The 17,022-nt window shown below is 72.3% G+C and carries 13 protein-coding genes; 7 read left to right on the top strand and 6 right to left on the bottom strand.

The window, feature by feature from the left end; translation table 11 throughout:
* Positions 1-79: 79 nt before the first annotated feature.
* Positions 80-1,660: a glycosyltransferase gene (locus ACQPZW_RS40035; protein ID WP_433791247.1), complete on the bottom strand. Its 1,581-nt coding sequence runs from the start codon at positions 1,658-1,660 to the stop codon at positions 80-82.
* Positions 1,661-1,991: 331 nt separating this feature from the next.
* Between ACQPZW_RS40035 and ACQPZW_RS40030 the strand changes: the two genes are divergently transcribed.
* The 4 genes from ACQPZW_RS40030 to ACQPZW_RS40015 all read left to right on the top strand — a co-directional run bounded on the left by ACQPZW_RS40030 (position 1,992) and on the right by ACQPZW_RS40015 (position 4,967).
* Positions 1,992-2,645: an HAD family hydrolase gene (locus tag ACQPZW_RS40030; protein WP_433791246.1), complete on the top strand. Its 654-nt coding sequence runs from the start codon at positions 1,992-1,994 to the stop codon at positions 2,643-2,645.
* Between the two features lie 60 nt (positions 2,646-2,705).
* Positions 2,706-4,352 (top strand): sodium:solute symporter family protein, encoded by a 1,647-nt coding sequence (locus ACQPZW_RS40025; RefSeq protein WP_433791245.1) that lies wholly within the window; start codon positions 2,706-2,708, stop codon positions 4,350-4,352.
* Positions 4,353-4,365: 13 nt separating this feature from the next.
* Positions 4,366-4,626, top strand: coding sequence for a hypothetical protein (locus ACQPZW_RS40020; RefSeq protein WP_433791244.1), 261 nt, complete (start codon positions 4,366-4,368; stop codon positions 4,624-4,626).
* Between the two features lie 89 nt (positions 4,627-4,715).
* Positions 4,716-4,967, top strand: coding sequence for a hypothetical protein (locus tag ACQPZW_RS40015; RefSeq protein ID WP_433791243.1), 252 nt, complete (start codon positions 4,716-4,718; stop codon positions 4,965-4,967).
* Positions 4,968-4,971: 4 nt separating this feature from the next.
* On the opposite strand, the gene ACQPZW_RS40010 is transcribed toward ACQPZW_RS40015, so the two are convergent.
* On the bottom strand, positions 4,972-6,060 hold the full coding sequence (locus ACQPZW_RS40010; RefSeq protein WP_433791242.1) for a PQQ-dependent sugar dehydrogenase: 1,089 nt from the start codon (positions 6,058-6,060) through the stop codon (positions 4,972-4,974).
* 102 nt (positions 6,061-6,162) lie between these two features.
* On the opposite strand from ACQPZW_RS40010, the gene ACQPZW_RS40005 reads away from it, so the two are divergent.
* The 3 genes from ACQPZW_RS40005 to ACQPZW_RS39995 all read left to right on the top strand — a co-directional run bounded on the left by ACQPZW_RS40005 (position 6,163) and on the right by ACQPZW_RS39995 (position 10,182).
* Complete coding sequence (locus ACQPZW_RS40005) at positions 6,163-7,683, top strand: alpha/beta hydrolase (protein ID WP_433791241.1); 1,521 nt, start codon at positions 6,163-6,165, stop codon at positions 7,681-7,683.
* Positions 7,684-7,750: 67 nt separating this feature from the next.
* Positions 7,751-9,544, top strand: coding sequence for a gamma-glutamyltransferase (ggt, locus tag ACQPZW_RS40000; protein ID WP_433797756.1), 1,794 nt, complete (start codon positions 7,751-7,753; stop codon positions 9,542-9,544).
* Between the two features lie 56 nt (positions 9,545-9,600).
* The gene (locus tag ACQPZW_RS39995; RefSeq protein WP_433791240.1) at positions 9,601-10,182 is read left to right on the top strand and encodes a hypothetical protein; all 582 of its coding nucleotides are present in this window, start codon (positions 9,601-9,603) and stop codon (positions 10,180-10,182) included.
* Between the two features lie 6 nt (positions 10,183-10,188).
* Here the strand turns inward: ACQPZW_RS39995 and ACQPZW_RS39990 are convergent, their stop codons facing one another.
* From ACQPZW_RS39990 to ACQPZW_RS39975, 4 genes are all read right to left on the bottom strand, one after another.
* Complete coding sequence (locus tag ACQPZW_RS39990; protein ID WP_433791239.1) at positions 10,189-12,339, bottom strand: ATP-binding protein; 2,151 nt, start codon at positions 12,337-12,339, stop codon at positions 10,189-10,191.
* A gap of 193 nt (positions 12,340-12,532) precedes the next feature.
* A complete protein-coding gene (trmB, locus tag ACQPZW_RS39985) occupies positions 12,533-13,150 on the bottom strand; it encodes a tRNA (guanosine(46)-N7)-methyltransferase TrmB (protein ID WP_433791238.1) in 618 nt (205 codons plus the stop codon).
* A 180-nt stretch (positions 13,151-13,330) separates the two neighbouring features.
* Positions 13,331-14,047 (bottom strand): TolB family protein, encoded by a 717-nt coding sequence (locus tag ACQPZW_RS39980; RefSeq protein WP_433791237.1) that lies wholly within the window; start codon positions 14,045-14,047, stop codon positions 13,331-13,333.
* 1,259 nt (positions 14,048-15,306) lie between these two features.
* On the bottom strand, positions 15,307-16,386 hold the full coding sequence (locus ACQPZW_RS39975; protein ID WP_433791236.1) for a DMT family transporter: 1,080 nt from the start codon (positions 16,384-16,386) through the stop codon (positions 15,307-15,309).
* Positions 16,387-17,022 lie beyond the last annotated feature (636 nt).

Genomic DNA, 17,022 nt, shown 5'->3' with positions numbered 1-17,022 from the left:
ATCGCGGTTGGCTGTCTCGGCCGTCCCTCACCGCGGTGAGTCTGCCGGGTCATGCGGTTTCAGCGACGGCCGACGGTCGTCACACCGAGCGGAGGTGGCCCCGGCCGCCTCCGGAGCCGGTGCCCTCGCCGTTGATCACCCGCAGGTCGGGGCGGCGGCCGAGGTTCAGGTCGGTCTGGCCGTCGCGCCAGCGGCGCCGGACCGGGGACTCGGCGTTCGGGCGGTCGTTGCCCGGCCGGCCCGCGGCCGTCCGGCGATCGGGTGTGGTGTCGGTGCGGCGGCGTTCCGCTGCGCGGCGGTCGCCGCCACGGCGACGCTCGGCCAGGCCGATGCCCGCGCTGTTGGGGTGATCGGCAGCGGCCGCGGCGATCCGGTTCGGGGCCGGCCAGCGGCGCAGACCCGGATCGGTGGGCCGATGATCGGCGGCCGGCTTGCGCGGGGTGTTGACCGGCCCGGCGAAGTAGGGGCCGAGCGCCGGCCGTGACCCGGCATCGGGCCGTGACCCGGCGTCGGGCCGTGACCCGGCGTCGGGCCGTGACCCGGCGTCGGGCCGTGACCCGGCGTCGGGCCGTGACCCGGCGCCGGGTGCCGGCCATGATGCGGCGGCGGACGCCGGGCGTGACGCGGCGCCGGGCGCAGGCCATGACGCGGCGCCGGGCGCAGGCAGGGGGAGATCTTTCGTCCGGGACGGTCTCTCGGGCGCACGGCGGGAGAGGTCGGTCAGGGACGGGCGGCCCGGGTCACCCGCACGGCGGGACGGACCGCCGGTCAGCACCACGATGCTCTCCTCGCCGCCCGCCTGCGCGACACGCCGCCGGGCCAGGCGCTCCCGCAAGATCGCGGCCAGGCCGGTGAGGACGGCGCCGCGGCCGCTCTGCGGGTAGTAGGTCACGGGCACCTCGGCGACCCGCAACCCGGCGTCCCGGCACCGTGCCGCCAGCAGCGCCTCCACGTCCCGTCCGTCGCCGTGGTCCGGTTCGGTGCCGGCCACCCGGGGCAGGCCCAGGGCGGCGGCGCGGTCCCGGCGGAAGGCGCGGAAGCCGGCGCCGGGACCGGACGGGCGGCAGCCGAGGAGCACGCCCATGAACCACAGCAGGATCAGGTCGGAGGTTCGAGCGGTCCGGACCCCCTCCGCAACGTCGGCTCCGGCGCCGGAAGCACCGCCCACACCGGGGGCACGGACCCCGGAAGCACGGCCGGCGCCGGAGAGGACGAAGCCGGAGTCGGCCGGCGTGGTGGGGTCGGAGGCGCCCGGCGCGGCGCGGTCGGATGCGCGGCCGGAGGAGCCCGGCACCGTGTGGCCGGAGGCGCCAGGCACGGCGCGGTCGGAGGCGCGGTTGGCGGCGCGGTCGGAGGGGCGGCCGAAGGCCCGGTCGAAGGGGGTGCCAAGCGCTTCGACGAGGCGGGGCAACTCGGCCGGGTCGCAGGAGCCGTCGCCGGGGAGCGTGACGACCACATCGCCGGTTGCGGCGGCCACCCCGCAGGAGATCGCGTTGCCGACGCCGTGGCGGGTCTGCCGGATCACCCGGGCGGCCCGGGGCAGCGGCAGGACGGTGTCGTCCTCGGGGCCGACGACCACGATGATCTCGCTGACCGCGGGCAGGCCGGCGAAGAGGAGCGGCAGCCGGGAAGCCGACGTCAGGGGAATCACAACGCTCACGGAGGGTGACTGCGGCACTGGCATGAAATACGGCTCCCGGCTCGGCGGCGTTGCTGGGCCCGAAGCTACCGGCCCGCAACCTGGCTGCACCCTGGCCTATCGGTTGATGGTGATCATCTGCGCGGACCGAACCGCCGGTGACTGCCCGTGTGCGTTGCCGGGCCGTCACCGACCGTACCGAAATTGGATAGGGTGATCGATGTGAGACTCGGCCCGCACCTCTCCATCCGCAGCCGGCCGGGCTCCGGATGAGGGTGACGCACGGCCCGGTCCGGGAGCCGTGGCCGAGGGCCGGGGAGTTCGCGCGGATGGTGAAGGCGGTGGCGGGGCTGTGAGTATCGAGGCGGTCGTGTTCGACCTGGACGGCGTGATCATCGACACCGAGGAGGTGTGGGAGGAGGTCCGCCGCGGCTATGTGGCCGAGCACGGGCGGGAGTTCCTGCCCGACTCCCAGGATCGGATGATGGGCATGAGCACCGGGGAGTGGTCGGCGCACCTGGCTGACGAGGTCGGCGTGGCCCGTACCGCTGAGGAGGTCGCCGCGGACGTCCTGGGCCGGATGGCCGGACGCTATCGGGAAGCCCTGCCGTTGATCCCCGGGTCGGTCGAGACCGTCCGGGCGCTCGCCGCCCGGTATCGGCTGGCGCTGGCCAGCTCGTCGGCGCGGGTCCTGATCGACCAGGTGCTGGCGACGGCCGGGCTGGCCGACGTCTTCGAGGTGACGCTCTCCACCGAGGAGGTGGCGCGTGGCAAGCCGGCGCCGGACGTCTATCTCGCCGCGGTCGCGAAGCTGGGTCTCACGCCGGCCGTCTGCGCCGCCGTCGAGGACTCCAGCAACGGGTTGCGCTCGGCCGCCGCGGCCGGGCTGACGGTGATCGCCGTGCCGCACGGTGTCTACCCGCCCGCCGAGGACGCGCTGGCCGGGGCGACCCTGGTGGTGAAGGCGATCACCGAGGTGACCCCGGACGTCGTTTCAAACCTGTGAGCTTGGTGTGAAACTTCTTCGATAGGGGTACGTCGCGGGCCACACTCATGGAGGTGACCCGTGGCGGGACTCCGGCTCGACGTGGGGTTCGTCGACTATCTGATTCTGGCGATCTATTTCGCCACCGTTCTCGGCGTGGGCTTCGCCGCCCGCAGGGCGATCAAGAGCAGCGCCGATTTCTTCCTCTCCGGGCGGTCGATGCCCGCGTGGGTGACCGGTCTGGCCTTCATCTCGGCCAACCTGGGCGCTCTGGAGATCGTCGGCATGGCCGCGAACGGCGCGCAGTACGGCCTCATGACGCTGCACTACTACTGGATCGGCGCGGTGCCGGCCATGGTGTTCCTCGGCATCGTGATGATGCCGTTCTACTACGGCTCCAAGGTGCGCAGCGTCCCCGAGTTCCTGCGGCTGCGGTTCAACCGGCCCACCCACCTGTTCAACGCGGTGAGTTTCGCGGTGGCGCAGGTGCTGATCGCCGGCGTCAACCTGTACGCCCTGGCCCTGATCCTGCAGGCGCTGCTGGGCTGGCAGCTGTGGACCTCGATCGTGGTCGGCGCGGTGATCGTGCTGTCCTACATCGTGCTGGGCGGCCTCTCCGCGGCCATCTACAACGAGGTCCTGCAGTTCTTCGTGATCATCGCCGGCCTGTTGCCGATCACGATCATCGGGCTGGTCAAGGTCGGCGGCGTGGACGGGCTGTTCGAGAAGGTGCGCAGCTCCGCGCTCGGTGACGCCGGCCTGCACACCTGGTCGACCACCGGCGGCACCGACAACACGCTCGGCGCCAGCTGGATCGGCATCGTCTTCGGCCTCGGTTTCGTGCTGTCGTTCGGCTACTGGACGACCAACTTCGCCGAGGTGCAGCGGGCCCTGAGCGCTAAGGACATGAGCGCGGCCCGGCGTACCCCGATCATCGGCGCCTTCCCGAAGCTGCTGATCCCGGCCGTCACCGTGATCCCGGGCCTGATCGCCCTGGTCACCGTGCAGGGGCTGGGCGCCGAGGAGGGCGACCTGGTCTACAACAACGCCATCCCGCTGCTGATGCGTGACCTGCTGCCCAACGGCGTGCTCGGGGTGGCGGTGACCGGTCTGGTGGCGTCGTTCATGGCCGGTATGGCGGCGAACGTCAGCGGTTTCAACACCGTCTTCACCTACGACATCTGGCAGACCTACGTCCGCAAGGACCGGGACGACGCCTATTACGTACGGGTGGGCCGGATCGCGACGGTGGCCGGCATCGTGGTCGGCATCGGCACGGCGTTCATTGCGGCCGGTTTCGACAACATCATGAACTACATCCAGGCTTTGTTCTCTTTGTTCAATGCGCCCCTTTTCGCCACGTTCATCGTCGGCATGTTCTGGAAGCGGATGTCGGCGTGGGCCGGTTTCTGGTCGCTGTTCCTCGGCTTCCTGGCCGCGTTCGTGCTCTACATCCTGCACCTGACCGAGATCGTGAAGTTCAACTCCGACCTGGAGCAGAGCTTCTGGGGCGCCGGCCTGGCCTTCGTGACCGCGGTCGTGGTGGCTCTGCTGATCACCCCGTTCACACCGGGCAAGCGCGACGACGAGCTGCAGGGCCTGGTCTACGGCCTGGGCGGCTCGACCGGCGACGCTCTGGCCGCCGACCGCGTCTGGTGGCGCAACCCGGTGCTGCTCGGTGTGATCGCCGTGGTCCTCGCCCTCGCCCTGTACATCCCCGTCTGGTAGAGGAGGAACGACCATGGCGGAACGCAAACTGGCCCGGCTGTTCGACGTACGGCGGGTGATCGGTGGCCTGTTCGTGGTGTACGGCGTGATCGTCACCCTGATCGGCGTCCTCGACGGCCCCTCGGAACTGGAGAAGGCGCAGGGCGTACGCATCAATCTGTGGATGGGTCTGGGCATGCTCGCCGTGGGCCTGCTGATGCTGCTCTGGCTGCGTCTCAACCCGCCGCCGGAGCCGGCCGAGCCGGCGGAGGAAGAGTCAGACCGCGTGGCCTGATTACGGGTCGGGTGTGCCCGGGTTGCGATCGGGTTAGAGGGGGCCCGTGAATCGTCAACCCGGGCCCCGGTCCGACCGATTACCGGGGCATGGAACCCCTCGCCTCAATCAGCGGCCTCGCTACCGAGGCCGGCCGTCGGCCTGTCGGCTGGCAGGTGCAGCTGCGCGTCGATTATGTCGTCAACAAGGTGATGCAGACGCATCGCGGCCAATCCGAGGACGTCGTCAAGCAGGCCATCCAGGACCAGCTGCGCGTCTACGGTGTGGTGCCCAACAACCGGCAGGTGACCCAGTACGCGACGGCCATCTCGGCGTTGCCTCAACTACCGCCCGCCGGCTGAACGGTCATCTCACCGGGAATCGCAGGATCCGGTCGTCGCCGTCGCGTGTGTCGCCGCGGCCGTCGGTGTTCGAGGTGGTCAGCCACAGCGAACCGTCCGGCGCCACGGCGACCGTGCGCAGCCGTCCGTACCGCCCGGTGAACTCCGCCTTCGTCGAGCCGCCGCCGAGCGGCACCGTCCACAGTCGTTCGCCCTTGAGGGCGGCGACGTAGAGGGTGTCGCCGGCCACGGCCGCGCCGCTCGGGGACGCCTCGTCGGTGCCCCACTGAACGATCGGGTTCACATACCGGTCGTCGTCGGTCCGCCCTTCGACCTCGGGCCAGCCGTAGTTCTTCCCCGGCTCGATGACATTGACCTCGTCCCAGCGGTTCTGACCGAACTCGATACCGTACATCCGCCCCTGCGAGTCCCAGGCGAGGCCCTGCACGTTGCGGTGGCCGAGACTCCACACCGGCGAGCCCGCCCACGGGTTGCCGGGCGCCGGCCTGCCCTCCGGAGTCAGCCGCAGGATCTTGCCGGACGGATCGTCGCGGTCCTGGGAGCGCGACTCGTCACTCGCGTCGCCGGTGCCCACGTAGAGCATGCCGTCCGGGCCGAACGCGATCCGCCCGCCGTTGTGCCGTGAGCCCCGCGTGATCCCGTCGAAGATCACCTCCGGCTCGCCGCCGAGCTTGAACCGGACGATCCGGTTGTCCTCGGACGCGGTGAAGTAGGCATACACCCAGTCGTCGCGGACGGCGAGGCCGAGCAGACCGCCCTCGCCGCCGGACTCCACACCCCCCACCCGGTGCACCTCGCGCGGCTCGCCGCCCGGCACGACCGACAGGATCCGGCCGGTGTTGCGCTCCGCGACGAGCGCGCTGCCGTCCGGCCGGAAGGCCAGGCCCCACGGCACGTCGACACCGGTCGCCACGGTCTGCGGCGCGCCCAGGTCCGGTGTGCCGGTCACGGCCGGTGACGGGGCCGTGGGCGTCACCGCCCCGGTCACCGACGGAACCGGGGCGACGGTCGGCGGCGCGGCCGAGCCGTCGGAGGAGCAGGCGGTCAGAACGGCCAGACCGGCGGCTGCCGCGGCGAGTCGCGTGATGGTCACTCCTCCACCGTGCCACGACGATCGCCGAACGGCATGCCTCGTCTGCGGTAAATGATGTTGTTTGCCGTATTCACGGCGAGGATCCGGGCCAAGATGAGCCCGATGCGAGCTTTGGGACGGCCGCTCACGGCCGCGATCCTCACCCTCACCACCCTTCTCGGGTACGCGCCACAACCGGCCCTGGCCGACCGGTCCGTCGGCGCGCCGCCCTGGATCACGCGCCACGACGCCGCCGCCGGGCCGGTCAACTGGTCGCCCTGCCCCGAGGACGAGAGCGTGCAGTGCGGGCTGATGCGCGTGCCGGTGGACTGGACCGCCCCGCTCGGCCCGCAGATCGACGTGCAACTGGCCCGCAGCCCGGCCGGTGATCCGGCCGCCAAGCTCGGCGTGCTCATGGTCAACCCGGGCGGCCCCGGGGTGTCGGCCGTCAACCTCGCCCTCGACCACGCGTTCTTCGGCGCCGAGGTGCGCCGCCGGTTCGACATCGTCGGCGTCGACCCGCGGGGCGTCGGCCGCAGCGCGCCCATCCTGTGCGATCAGGGTCTGGTCGATGCGAAACCGTCACCGCTGTTCACCACCGAGGCCGACTACCGCAGGACCGAGGAGCACAACCGGCGCCTGGCCGAGGACTGCGGGGGCCGCAGCGGACCGGTGTACGAGCACGCCGACACGGTCAGTGTGGCCCGGGACCTGGAGGCCGTACGGCTGGCCCTGGGTGAGGAGCGGATCAGCTTCTTCGGCGCCTCCTACGGCACCCTGCTCGGCCAGGTCTACGCCGAGCGCTACCCGGACCGGGTCCGGGCCCTGGTGCTGGACAGCGTGATGGACCACAGTGCCGGGATCGACGCGTTCCTCAGCCAGACCGCGGAGGCCGCGCAGGGGGCGTTCGACCAGTTCGTCGCCTGGTGCGCGCGCGACGACAAGTGCGCGCTGCGCGGTCGCGACATCCGCGCCATGTGGGCCGAGCTGATGCGGCGGGCCGAGGCGGGGCGGCTGCCCGACCCGTACGATCCGCCCAACCTGCTCGGCCCGTGGGAGCTCGTGTCGGCGGCGTTCAGCGCGTTCTACGACCCGCAGTGGTACTCGTTCGCCCACTACATCGAGGAGGCGTACACCCCCGCGCCCGCCGCGCCCTCCGCGCTGGCCCGGCGGGCCGTCCCGCTGCTCGAAGAGCTCACCCCGCACAGCTTTCCCGCCGTCATCTGCCAGGACTGGTGGCTGCCGGTCGACGGGTTCACCGGGTACCGGGACCGGCTGCGGGCGCTGGCCGCCCACGCTCCGCAGATGCGGGTCTCGCCACTGGCGCTGACCGCCGTCGCCGGCTGCCTCGGCCGCGCCGCCGCGCCGGTCAACCCGCAACGGCCGATTCCCCGGGCGGCCGGGCCGGTCCTCGTCGTCAACTCGCGGTACGACCCGGCCACCGCCTACCCCTGGGCGCAACAGGTGGCCCGGCAGCTCGGGCCGTCCGCGCGGCTGCTCACCTACCAGGGCTGGGGGCACGTCGCCTACAGGCACAGCGAGTGCGTGAGCGCGGCCGTCGACCGCTACCTGCTCGACCTGACCCTGCCCGCCGACGGGGCGACCTGCCCGGCGGTCGAGCCCAAACCGTTCGGCGTCGGCTGACCTGTTGCCTTTCATGGTCACGACCCGGTAGGCAGATATGGACGACCGGCAATGTCCAACTGGAGGACTGATGCGGTTCCTGCCCGCGCTGACAGCGCTGTCACTCACCACCCTGGGACTCGTGGCCGCCTCGCCACCGGCGCTTGCCGGCGGCATCATCAAAGAGCCGACCGCCATCGGGTACGGCGGAGCGGTCGCCACGGTCGACGCGGACGCCACCGCCATCGGGCTCGACGTGCTGCGCCGTGGCGGCAACGCGGTGGACGCGGCGGTCGCTGCCGCGGCGGCCCTCGGCGTCACCGAGCCGTTCTCGGCCGGGATCGGCGGTGGCGGCTTCTTCGTCCACTACGACGCGCGTACCGGGCGGGTCTCCACCATCGACGGGCGGGAGACCGCGCCGGCCACCGCCACCGAGCGGTACTTCATCGATCCGGCGGACGGGCTTCCGTACGACTTCAACGAGGCCCGGGTCAGCGGCCTCTCCACCGGGGTCCCCGGCACCCTCGCCACCTGGGAGACCGCGCTGCGGCGCTGGGGCACCCGGTCGCTGCCGGCCTCGCTGGAGCCGGCCGCCCGCCTCGCCGACCGCGGCTTCACCGTCGACGCCACGTTCCGTCAGCAGGTCGCCGACAACGCCGCCGCGTTCGGGCAGTTCACGTCGAGCCGGGAGCTCTACCTGCCGGGCGGGGCGCCGCCGGCGGTCGGCTCGATCCAGCGCAACCCCGACCTGGCCGGCACCTACCGGCTGATCGCGCGGAAGGGGACCGCCGTCTTCTACCGGGGGGCCGTCGCCGACGACATCGTCGACACGGTCCAGCACCCGCCGGTCGCCGCCGACCCGTGGGGCACGTGGGCGTACCCGATCCGGCCCGGTGTCCTCACCAAGGCCGACCTGGCCGCCTACCGGCTACGGCACCCGGCGCCGACCCGCTCCGACTACCACGGGCTGACCGTCTACGGCATGAACACGCCGTCCAGCGGTGGCGTCGCGGTCGCCGAGGCGCTCAACATCCTCGAAACGGGGCTGCCCACCTCGGCGACCGAGACCGAGAAGCTCCACTGGTACCTCGAAGCGACCGCTCTGGCCTTCGCCGACCGGAACAGGTTCGTGGGGGCGTACACCTCGCCGTCGGTGGTGAAGAAGTTGATCTCGGATCGCTGGGCCGGGCAGCGTGCGTGCCTCGTCGACCCCGCGAGAGCGCTGGTCAAGCCGGTCGCCCCGGGTGATCTGAACGGCTCCGGCTGCGCGGTCGCGTCGGCCGGGCGGCCGGTCGAGGAGGGGCAGAGCACCACGAACCTGACCGTCGCCGACCGCTGGGGCAACATCGTCGAGTACACCTTCACCATCGAGGCCACCGGCGGGAACACCATGGTCGTGCCGGGCCGCGGCTTCGTCCTCAACAACGAGCTGACCGACTTCAACTTCGCGCCCACCCAGGGCTCCGCGCCCGACCCCAACCTGCCCGGCCCGGGCAAGCGGCCGCGCAGCTCGATGTCGCCGACGATCGTGCTCAAGGACGGCAGGCCGTTCCTCGCGCTCGGCTCGCCCGGCGGCGCCACCATCATCACCACCGTCACCCAGCTGCTGCTCAACCGCCTCGAACTGGACATGACCCTGCCCGAGGCGATGGCCGCGCCGCGCGCCTCCCAGCGCAACAGCGCCGGCATCCAGGCCGAGGCCGCGTTCCGTCTCCGGTACGGCCCGGCGCTCACCCCGCTCGGCCACACCTTCGGCGCCGACGCCCCGGAGCTCGGCGCGGCCACCGCCATCGAGTTCACCCGCGGCGGCGGGTTCATCGCCTCGGCCGAGCCGGTACGCCGAGGTGGCGGAGCCGCCGGAGTGGTCCGGCCCGCGCGCTGAGGTTTTGCGGCTCCCCGATCGGTCGGCCATCATGGTGCGGTCGATCGGGGAGGGCAATGAGTTTCGAGAGCATGGCGCCGCACGAGGGCAACCTGGAGACCTTCAGCCTGGCCACCCGCCGGATGATCCGTTTCAGCATCGCCTTCCTGGTGGTCCTGCTGCTCCTCGCCGGCATCGTGGCGGGCAGTGTGACGGCCGTGCGGAACGCCGCCGACCCGTCCGCGCTGTTGTCGAGCGCTCCGCTCCTGCTCACCGTCACGATCGCCGGGTTCGTGACCTTCGTCAGCATGGTGGGCCTGCTGGCCTCCGCCGTCGTCTGGATCGTCAGCGCCCACAAGGTGTCGCCCACCGGCCCCGGCGCGGTCGGCTACGGCGGGCTCTTCGTCGCGCTGCTGTCGATCAGCCTCAGCTACATCCTCCCGCTGACGCTGCTCCTCCAGGCCGGCCTGCGGATCGGCGCCTGTGCCGCCCTGCTCGCCGGGGTCGTCGCCACCCGTGCCCGGATCCGTCGGGAGACCGGCCGGCCGGACCTCGGCGGCCGCCGGCGGAGCATCCTGCAGAGCGACGACTGGGACGCCTCCAAGTGGGACCCGGAGGTCCACCGCGACATCGAGCGCCGCGGCCGTCCCGGCGAGTAGGGGCGCCTACCTCACCTCGAGTGGCAGCTTGACCAGCACGGTCGTGCCCGCGTCGCCGCCGGTCAGCTCGATGCTGCCGTGATGCCGCGCCACCACGGCGCGGCTCAGGGTCAGGCCCAGGCCGCTGCCCGGCAACACCCGGTCGTTACCGCGGGCGGTCCGGAAATGGCCGGTGAACAGCTGCTCCCGCTCGGCATGGGGCACGTCCCCGGCCGCGTCCGACACCGCCAGCTCGGCCGTGCGCCCGGTGCTGCGCAGCGACACCGCCACGTGCCCGCCGTCCGGACTGAACCGGACCGCGCTGCCCAGCAGCTTCTCGACGATGTGCCGCAGCCGGTCCCGGTCGCCCGGCACGATCAGCTCACCCGGCAGGTCCGCGTCGATCACCACGGGCGCCCCGTCGATCGCCACCCGCGCCCGGTCCACCACGTCACGGACCACTTCGGCGAGATCCATGGGGGTACGGCGTACGTCCGCGTGCCCGGCGTCCAGCGCCGACAGCTCCAGCAGCTCGTTGATGATCTCCCGGAGCTGGTTCGTGTTGCGCTCGATCACCGCGATCAGCCGTGGGCCGTCCCGGACAAGCGTGGGCTCGTCCGCCTCGCGCAGCAGCTCCGTGTAGGCGCTGATCGACGTCAGCGGGGTGCGCAGCTCGTGCCCGATCAGCGCCAGATACTCGTTCTTGCTCCGGGTCAGCTGCAGCTGGAGATCCTCCACCCGGCGCCGCTCCACGAACTGCCCCAGATGCGCGGCGATCCCCGACATCAGCGCGACCAGCTCGTCCTCCGGGTCCTCCACCGAGTCGGCGAAGACCGTCAGCACCCCGATCGGCCCCGACCCGTCGTGCACCGGGATCGCCAGCGCCGTGTGCAGCCGGTCCGCCGACGTGTCCGGGGAGATCAGGCTCTGTGGGCGGCCCACGTCGCGGATCCACAGCGGCTTGTCCACCTGCCAGGCCCGCCCGGCCAGCCCCTGCCCGTACGCCAGGCGCTCCGGCACCGGGATCCCCGACGGCCAGCCCGGCGTGCTCCAGCGGGCCGCCGCCCGGATCGTCCCGTCGTCGACCATCCACAACTCGGCGTGCACCCAGTCCAGGGTCGCGACCACCGCCTCCAGCACCCGCGGCCCCGCCGCCTCGATGCTCGGCGCCCCCGCCAGTGCCGTGGTCACCGCCAGCTCACAACTGCGGAACCGCTCCGCCCGCCGCTGCCGGGTCACGTCCTGCACCGCCTGCACGGCGCCCACCACCCGGCCGTCCCGCCCGCGGATCGGCTGCGCGTCCATCAGGAAGAACCTGGTCCGGCGGCTCCGGCCGTGCACGGTGATCGGCTCGTCGCGGACCTGCTCGCCCCGCAACGCCCGGAACAGCCCCAGCTCCTCGCGCAGCAACGGCACCCCCGACCCGTCGGCCAGCCCCGTCACGTCCTCCACCGGCGAGTCGCCCCACAGCCGGCGCATCCGCTCGTTGACGAACACCACCCGGCCGGCGGCGTCACAGGCGGCCACCCCGTCGTGCAGGCTGTCCAGCACCGCGTCCAGGAACCGGTGCTGCTGCTCCAGCTCGTGCCGGGCCAGCTGCTCACCGATCAGCAGCGTCGCCACCTCGGCCGCCTCCGCCACCGCGGCGATCTGCTCGGACGTCCACTCCCGCGGCCGGGTGTCGTAGGCGCAGCACACGCCCAGCACCATGCCCATCCGGTCGTGCACCGGATAACCCAGGTAGGCGCCCCCGGGCTCCCGTAACGCCCCCGCCGGCACCCGCCCGTCGATCAGCGCGTCCGTCACGGCCAGGGTGTCCCCGGTGCGTACCACGATCCCGCCGAGCGACGTCTCCAGATCGACATGGCTCACCTCGTCCCAATCGGCGGCCACGCCCCAGCTGCCGTACAGGCGAAGCTGCTCGCCCTCGACGAACTGGACACAGGCACTGGGCGCGCTCGCCGCCCGGGCCGTCAGGGCCGCCAGCTGGTCGGCGGATCCGCTGGTCAGGACGCCGCGATGCGGGGAGGACCCGAAAAAGCGGGCGGCCGCCGGCGAGCCGTGATGCTCGTCGACGGCCGTCCCCCCGTAAGGCGCGGCCGTGCGTGCGGGAACCGCGGCTTCCGCCGCGTGCGTCCGTCCGGACCGCCCGGCATCGCCGGGGCCTTCTCGCCGCATGGCCGACCTCCACCTCAAGCCTAGATGCGCGAAAGGGCTAAAACCGGCAAATGACGCGGCGCGCGTTCAAGGCCCCTCGCGGCGGGGTGACTGCGATCCACCCCTCAACCTTCAGTGTCGGCCACCATCGCCGGACCCTTTGGCCGGAGTTTCGCCCGGACCCGTCACCCCGCGGCTCTTCGGGTGCGGTGGATCAGCGACGTTCGTACCGTAGATCGGTGATCGGGCGGCCCGCCTCGGCGCCGCGCCGCTCGAACTTCGTCTCCGGTCGCCCGTGCGGCATGGCCGGAAGGCGCCGCAGGCCCGGGTCGGCGTCCAGCGTCTCCGCCATCGCCTCCGCATACTCCGGCCAGTCGGTCGCACAGTGCAGCACGCCACCCGGGCGCAGCCGCTCCCGGAGCAGAGCCACGTTCGACGGCTGGACGAGCCGCCGTTTGTGGTGGCGGGCCTTCGGCCACGGATCCGGGAAGAACACGTGCACGGCGTCCAGGCTGCCCGGCCGGAGCTGGTGCACGAGTTGCATCGCATCGCCGTGAGCCACGCGGACGTTGTCGAGACCCAGCTCACCGGCGAGCGCCAGCAGATTGCCGATGCCCGGCGTGTGCACCTCGACGCCGAGATAGCCCCGCCCGCGATCCGCCGCCGCCATGGCCGCGGTCGCGTCACCCATCCCGAACCCGATCTCCAGAACCACCGGAACGTCCCGGCCGAACAACTCCACCAGATCCAGCGGAGTCCGATCGCCGTCGAGAACCGTCAACCCGAACCGCGGCCACAACGCCGCATGCGCGTCCGAATGGCGGCTGCTCATCCGCCCACGGCGCGGATGGAAAGTGCGGATGGGCCTGGCTGCGGGGCTCTCGGTCTCACTCATGGCGCGGCCAACGATAGAACCCCTCCCCGGCCACGACGAAATCCTCACCTCTCCCGCCGCGTCGGCCGGTCCCGCGGACACGTCCCTCCCGTCCGGGCGGATCCGAAGTCCGGGCCGTCAGCGGGTCAGTGGCTGAACACTCGGCTGAGAGCCGGAACGGAGCAGGGTCCGCGTCCCGTCGCCCAGGCGGAGCACGGTCAGCCACGAGCCGCGGTTGTTGCGGCTGGTGACGATCGCGTGATCCGCGTCGACATAGGACAACTCGCGGTCCAGCGCGTTGCCGACCGTCCGCCGCGCCCCGGTCGCCGTGTCGTACTCGACCAGGTGAACCGGCTTGTTCCCGGCGGCCGTCTCACCCTCCTCGTAGGCGGTCCAGGACAGCTTCACCCCGTCCGAACGCCAGCTCGGCACCACCGCGAAGCCCCGGTTCTGCGTACCTCCGCCACCGTAGGCCACGACGGTCTGCTCCTCCCCGGTCGCCACCGTTCCCATGCTCAGGCAGGCGTCGTACGTCGACTCGCAGTCCCCACCCCGGAACGCCACCCGCGCGCCGTCCGGGGACCAGGCCACCGCGTTGTCGTACTGCAGGCGCTCCCGCAGCGACCCCGTGACCGGCCCGGCCGTGGTCTCCTCGGGCAGCTCCTCACCACGGCAGTCCCGCGGGAACAGCACCTCGGGCCGAGCCGGCGCCGCCGCCGTCGAGATCCGGTACACGCCCTGCCCACCGGTGCACGACAGCGACGCGAACGCGACCCACTTCCCGTCCGGCGACCACGAAGGCCCACCCGCCGGCCGGGTGCTCAGCCGCCGCTGCCCGCTGCCGTCCGCCTTCATGACCCAGACCTGCCCCCTGTTCAGAACAGCGATCCGCCCCCGTCCGGCGACCACCGGGGCCGAGCATGCCCGCCCCGGTGGTCAGGCGCTGTTCCGTGAGGCCCCTGCTGACGTAGACGTCGCCGTCCCGTACGAACGCCACCGCCCGCGGCAGCCCCGTCGCCGCCTCTCGCGGTCCCGCATTTGCCTCGCGCGGCCCAGTGTTTGCCTCGCGCGGCGCCGCCTTCGTTGACTGGGCCGGTCGCCGCGCATCCGTCGCCGTCATCGGCGGTCCCGCGGCCGTCGCCCGTGCCGGGGCGGGCGGCGTCGCGTTCGCCTCCGCGGTCAGGATCAGCGATCCGCTCAGGCCCACCGCAGCCGCCAGCGTCACGTTTCCCGCTACTTGACCGAGCTTTCCCATGGCCGAACGCCCCCCGAGGTTCCGCCTACGTCCTGACAACAGGAGGCATCGTCGCAACCGCTCTGCACCTGAGCCGTTCCCGCACCGCAACCCGAAAAATGCCCACCGAGCCATCCTCGATGCCCTATCGGCCCATGGCCCGACCAGGAAGATCGGCCCGACGACGTGGTCGCATGGCACCGATCAGCGGCTCCGGGTGGTCGGGCACGCGCCCGGTCGCGTTCCGGTCAGCCGCTACCCGGCCGGTGTCACGCCCCGGCTTCGACGGTCTCCACCAAACCCGGCGTGGAACTCGGGTGCCACACCTGCTCAGCCGCACGATCGTGTAGCGGCGTGCCGGACCGCCGCGCATCTCACAACCAGACATCCGGGACCGGCGTAGCGCAGGCCTCGACCATGGAAGCCCCGTCGAGTAGTGAATCCAGAGGTGCGGTTCCCACTGACTGAGGTCGGCCGCAGTCAGCTGGAGCCACTGATGAACCCGGTGTCGGGTCTGGTCGATGTCGGCGCCCTCCTGCGGGCGGCAGCCGCACCCGCATGCACGAACGGGCCGCGACGATCATCGTGCCAAGGGCGGCTCGTCCTCACGATGCTGCAATGGGTGGCCCTATCGGCCTTATCGACCCGGCCTCATCGACCGGCTGTGTACCGACCGGCGACCGGCTGTGTGCCGACGGGCGGTGCTGACGGGCTGTGCTGACGGGCTGTGCGCCGACGGGCTGTGCTGGCGGGCGGTGCTGACGGGCTGTGTGCCGACGGGCCGTGCCGACGGGCGACCGTCTGGGGTGCCGGCCGCCGACCGGCGGTGAGGCGGGCCACGAACGGTTCGTCGCGGGTGGCCTCACCGCCGGCCGGGTGATCAGCATCGGGCCGTCGTGGTCGTCGATGTCTGGTGGGAGAGGTTCGGTGCGCCGGGTGCCGGGCCGGTTTCGGGCAGTTCTCGGGCGGAGGCCGAGCCGGTGACGGCCGTCGTGCTGAGCGGGTCGGCGGGCAAGGGCGTGGGCGTCGGGTGCTCGGGATCATCGCTCGCGTCCAGGTACAGGGTGGCCACCGCGCCGAGCAGCAGGAGCCCGCCGATCATCGTGGCGAGGCCGAGCGGCTCGTCGATGAGGAGTACGGCGAGGAGCGCGGCGGTGAGCGGTTCGAGGAGGGTTACCACCACGGCGACGCTGCCCGAGATGCGGCGCAGACCGGTGTAGAACAGGGCGTACGCCAGGGCGGTCGTGATCGCACCGGCATAGAGCAGCAGGGCGACCGGGCCGGCCTGCGGGGTGAAAGCGAGGCCTTCGACGGCGGCGACCGGCAGGATCGCGATCGCCCCGATCGCGCACGACAGGGTGGTCAGGGTGAGTGGCTCCACCCCTTGAGTGGTGTGCCGGCTGATCGCGGTCGACGCGGCGTAGACGACGCCCGAGCCGATGGCGGCCAGCAGCCCGAGGCCGGCGGCGGTCGCGCCCGGTTCGACGGTGGCGCCGCCGATGAGGACCAGGCCGCCGACGGCCGCGGCCGACGCGATCAGGGTCGCAGTGCTCGGGCGCTGCCGGGTGCGTAGCGTCTCCCAGGCACTGAGCAGCACGGGCGCGATGCCCAGGCTGACCACGGTGGCGATGCTGACGCCGCTCAGCCGGACGGCCACGAAGTAGAGGCCCTGATAGGCGGCGAGCCCGACACCCGCCGCGATGACCGCGACCGGCGCGCCACGAAACGCCGCCCAGATCCGCCGCCGTGACGGCAACCCGATGAGCAGCAGAACGACAGCGGCGACGGCGAGCCGGTAGAAGCCGATCGCCAGGGCCCCGAGCCCGGTGTGCTCGGCGACGACCTGGACGACGACACCGGCGGTGCCCCAGAGGATCCCGGCGGCGGACACCTGCAACAGGCTGAGCCGGGCGCCGGCCGCAGCCGACGAGAAGACAGACGAGAAGTACGAGATGAACACGTGCGCTCCGAAAAAGAGTGAGTCGTCAGAGAACGGCGACGGAGCGCAAGGCAGAGCAGCCGATCAGCCGGTGCTGAATCGGCGCGGCGGCGCTCCGGTCAGGAGCGCGGCGGCGGAAGAACGCCGGGAAAGGGACTCACGCCAGGCAGCTTAGCCGTTCCCCGGCCCGGCAGGTCCGCAGGGCGATGCGAGCCCCAGCCCCGGACCACCCTCACACCGAGCCCGAACCCGCCGTCCCGGCACAGCGGTCCGCCGCCCGCCGCCGGCAAGCGCCGGCCGAAGTCCGTAAGTGCCGCCCACCGCCCGCAAGTGTTGGTCGGACTCCGCAAGTGCCGGCCACCGCCCCGGAGCGCCGACCACGGTGCTGCTGGTCCGTGATCTGCTCGCCCTGCACGAGAACCGGGGGAGGCGGTGCCGGTGCTGCCCAGCCTCTCCATGTGGCGGCCGGAGGAGCCGCCCGCGAGCGTCGGTCACCGCCCGCAGGTGCTCGTCGAAGCGCGCGAGTGCAGGCCAATGGCCGCAAGCGTCGGCGCTGGCCAATGCCCGCAGTTGCTGGTCGAAGCGCCCGCAGGTGCTGGCAACGTCCGCAAGTGCTGGCAACGTCCGCAAGTGCTGGCAACGTCCGCAAGTGCCGGC

The organism is Actinoplanes sp. CA-252034, from assembly GCF_050956125.1.
Classification (GTDB): Bacteria; Actinomycetota; Actinomycetes; order Mycobacteriales; family Micromonosporaceae; genus Actinoplanes.
Note: the sequence above shows the minus strand (reverse complement) of the source record. Positions and strands in the feature narration are given on the sequence as shown.

Excerpts from the sequence above, each read along its gene's own strand:
- ACQPZW_RS40020 (WP_433791244.1), top strand. The coding sequence starts at position 4,366 with ATGGCGGAACGCAAACTGGCCCGGCTGTTCGACGTACGGCGGGTGATC.
- ACQPZW_RS40015 (WP_433791243.1), top strand. The coding sequence starts at position 4,716 with ATGGAACCCCTCGCCTCAATCAGCGGCCTCGCTACCGAGGCCGGCCGT.
- ACQPZW_RS40005 (WP_433791241.1), top strand. The coding sequence starts at position 6,163 with ATGCGAGCTTTGGGACGGCCGCTCACGGCCGCGATCCTCACCCTCACC.
- ACQPZW_RS39995 (WP_433791240.1), top strand. The coding sequence starts at position 9,601 with ATGAGTTTCGAGAGCATGGCGCCGCACGAGGGCAACCTGGAGACCTTC.
- ACQPZW_RS39990 (WP_433791239.1), bottom strand. The coding sequence starts at position 12,339 with ATGCGGCGAGAAGGCCCCGGCGATGCCGGGCGGTCCGGACGGACGCAC.
- trmB (WP_433791238.1), bottom strand. The coding sequence starts at position 13,150 with ATGAGCAGCCGCCATTCGGACGCGCATGCGGCGTTGTGGCCGCGGTTC.
- ACQPZW_RS39980 (WP_433791237.1), bottom strand. The coding sequence starts at position 14,047 with ATGAAGGCGGACGGCAGCGGGCAGCGGCGGCTGAGCACCCGGCCGGCG.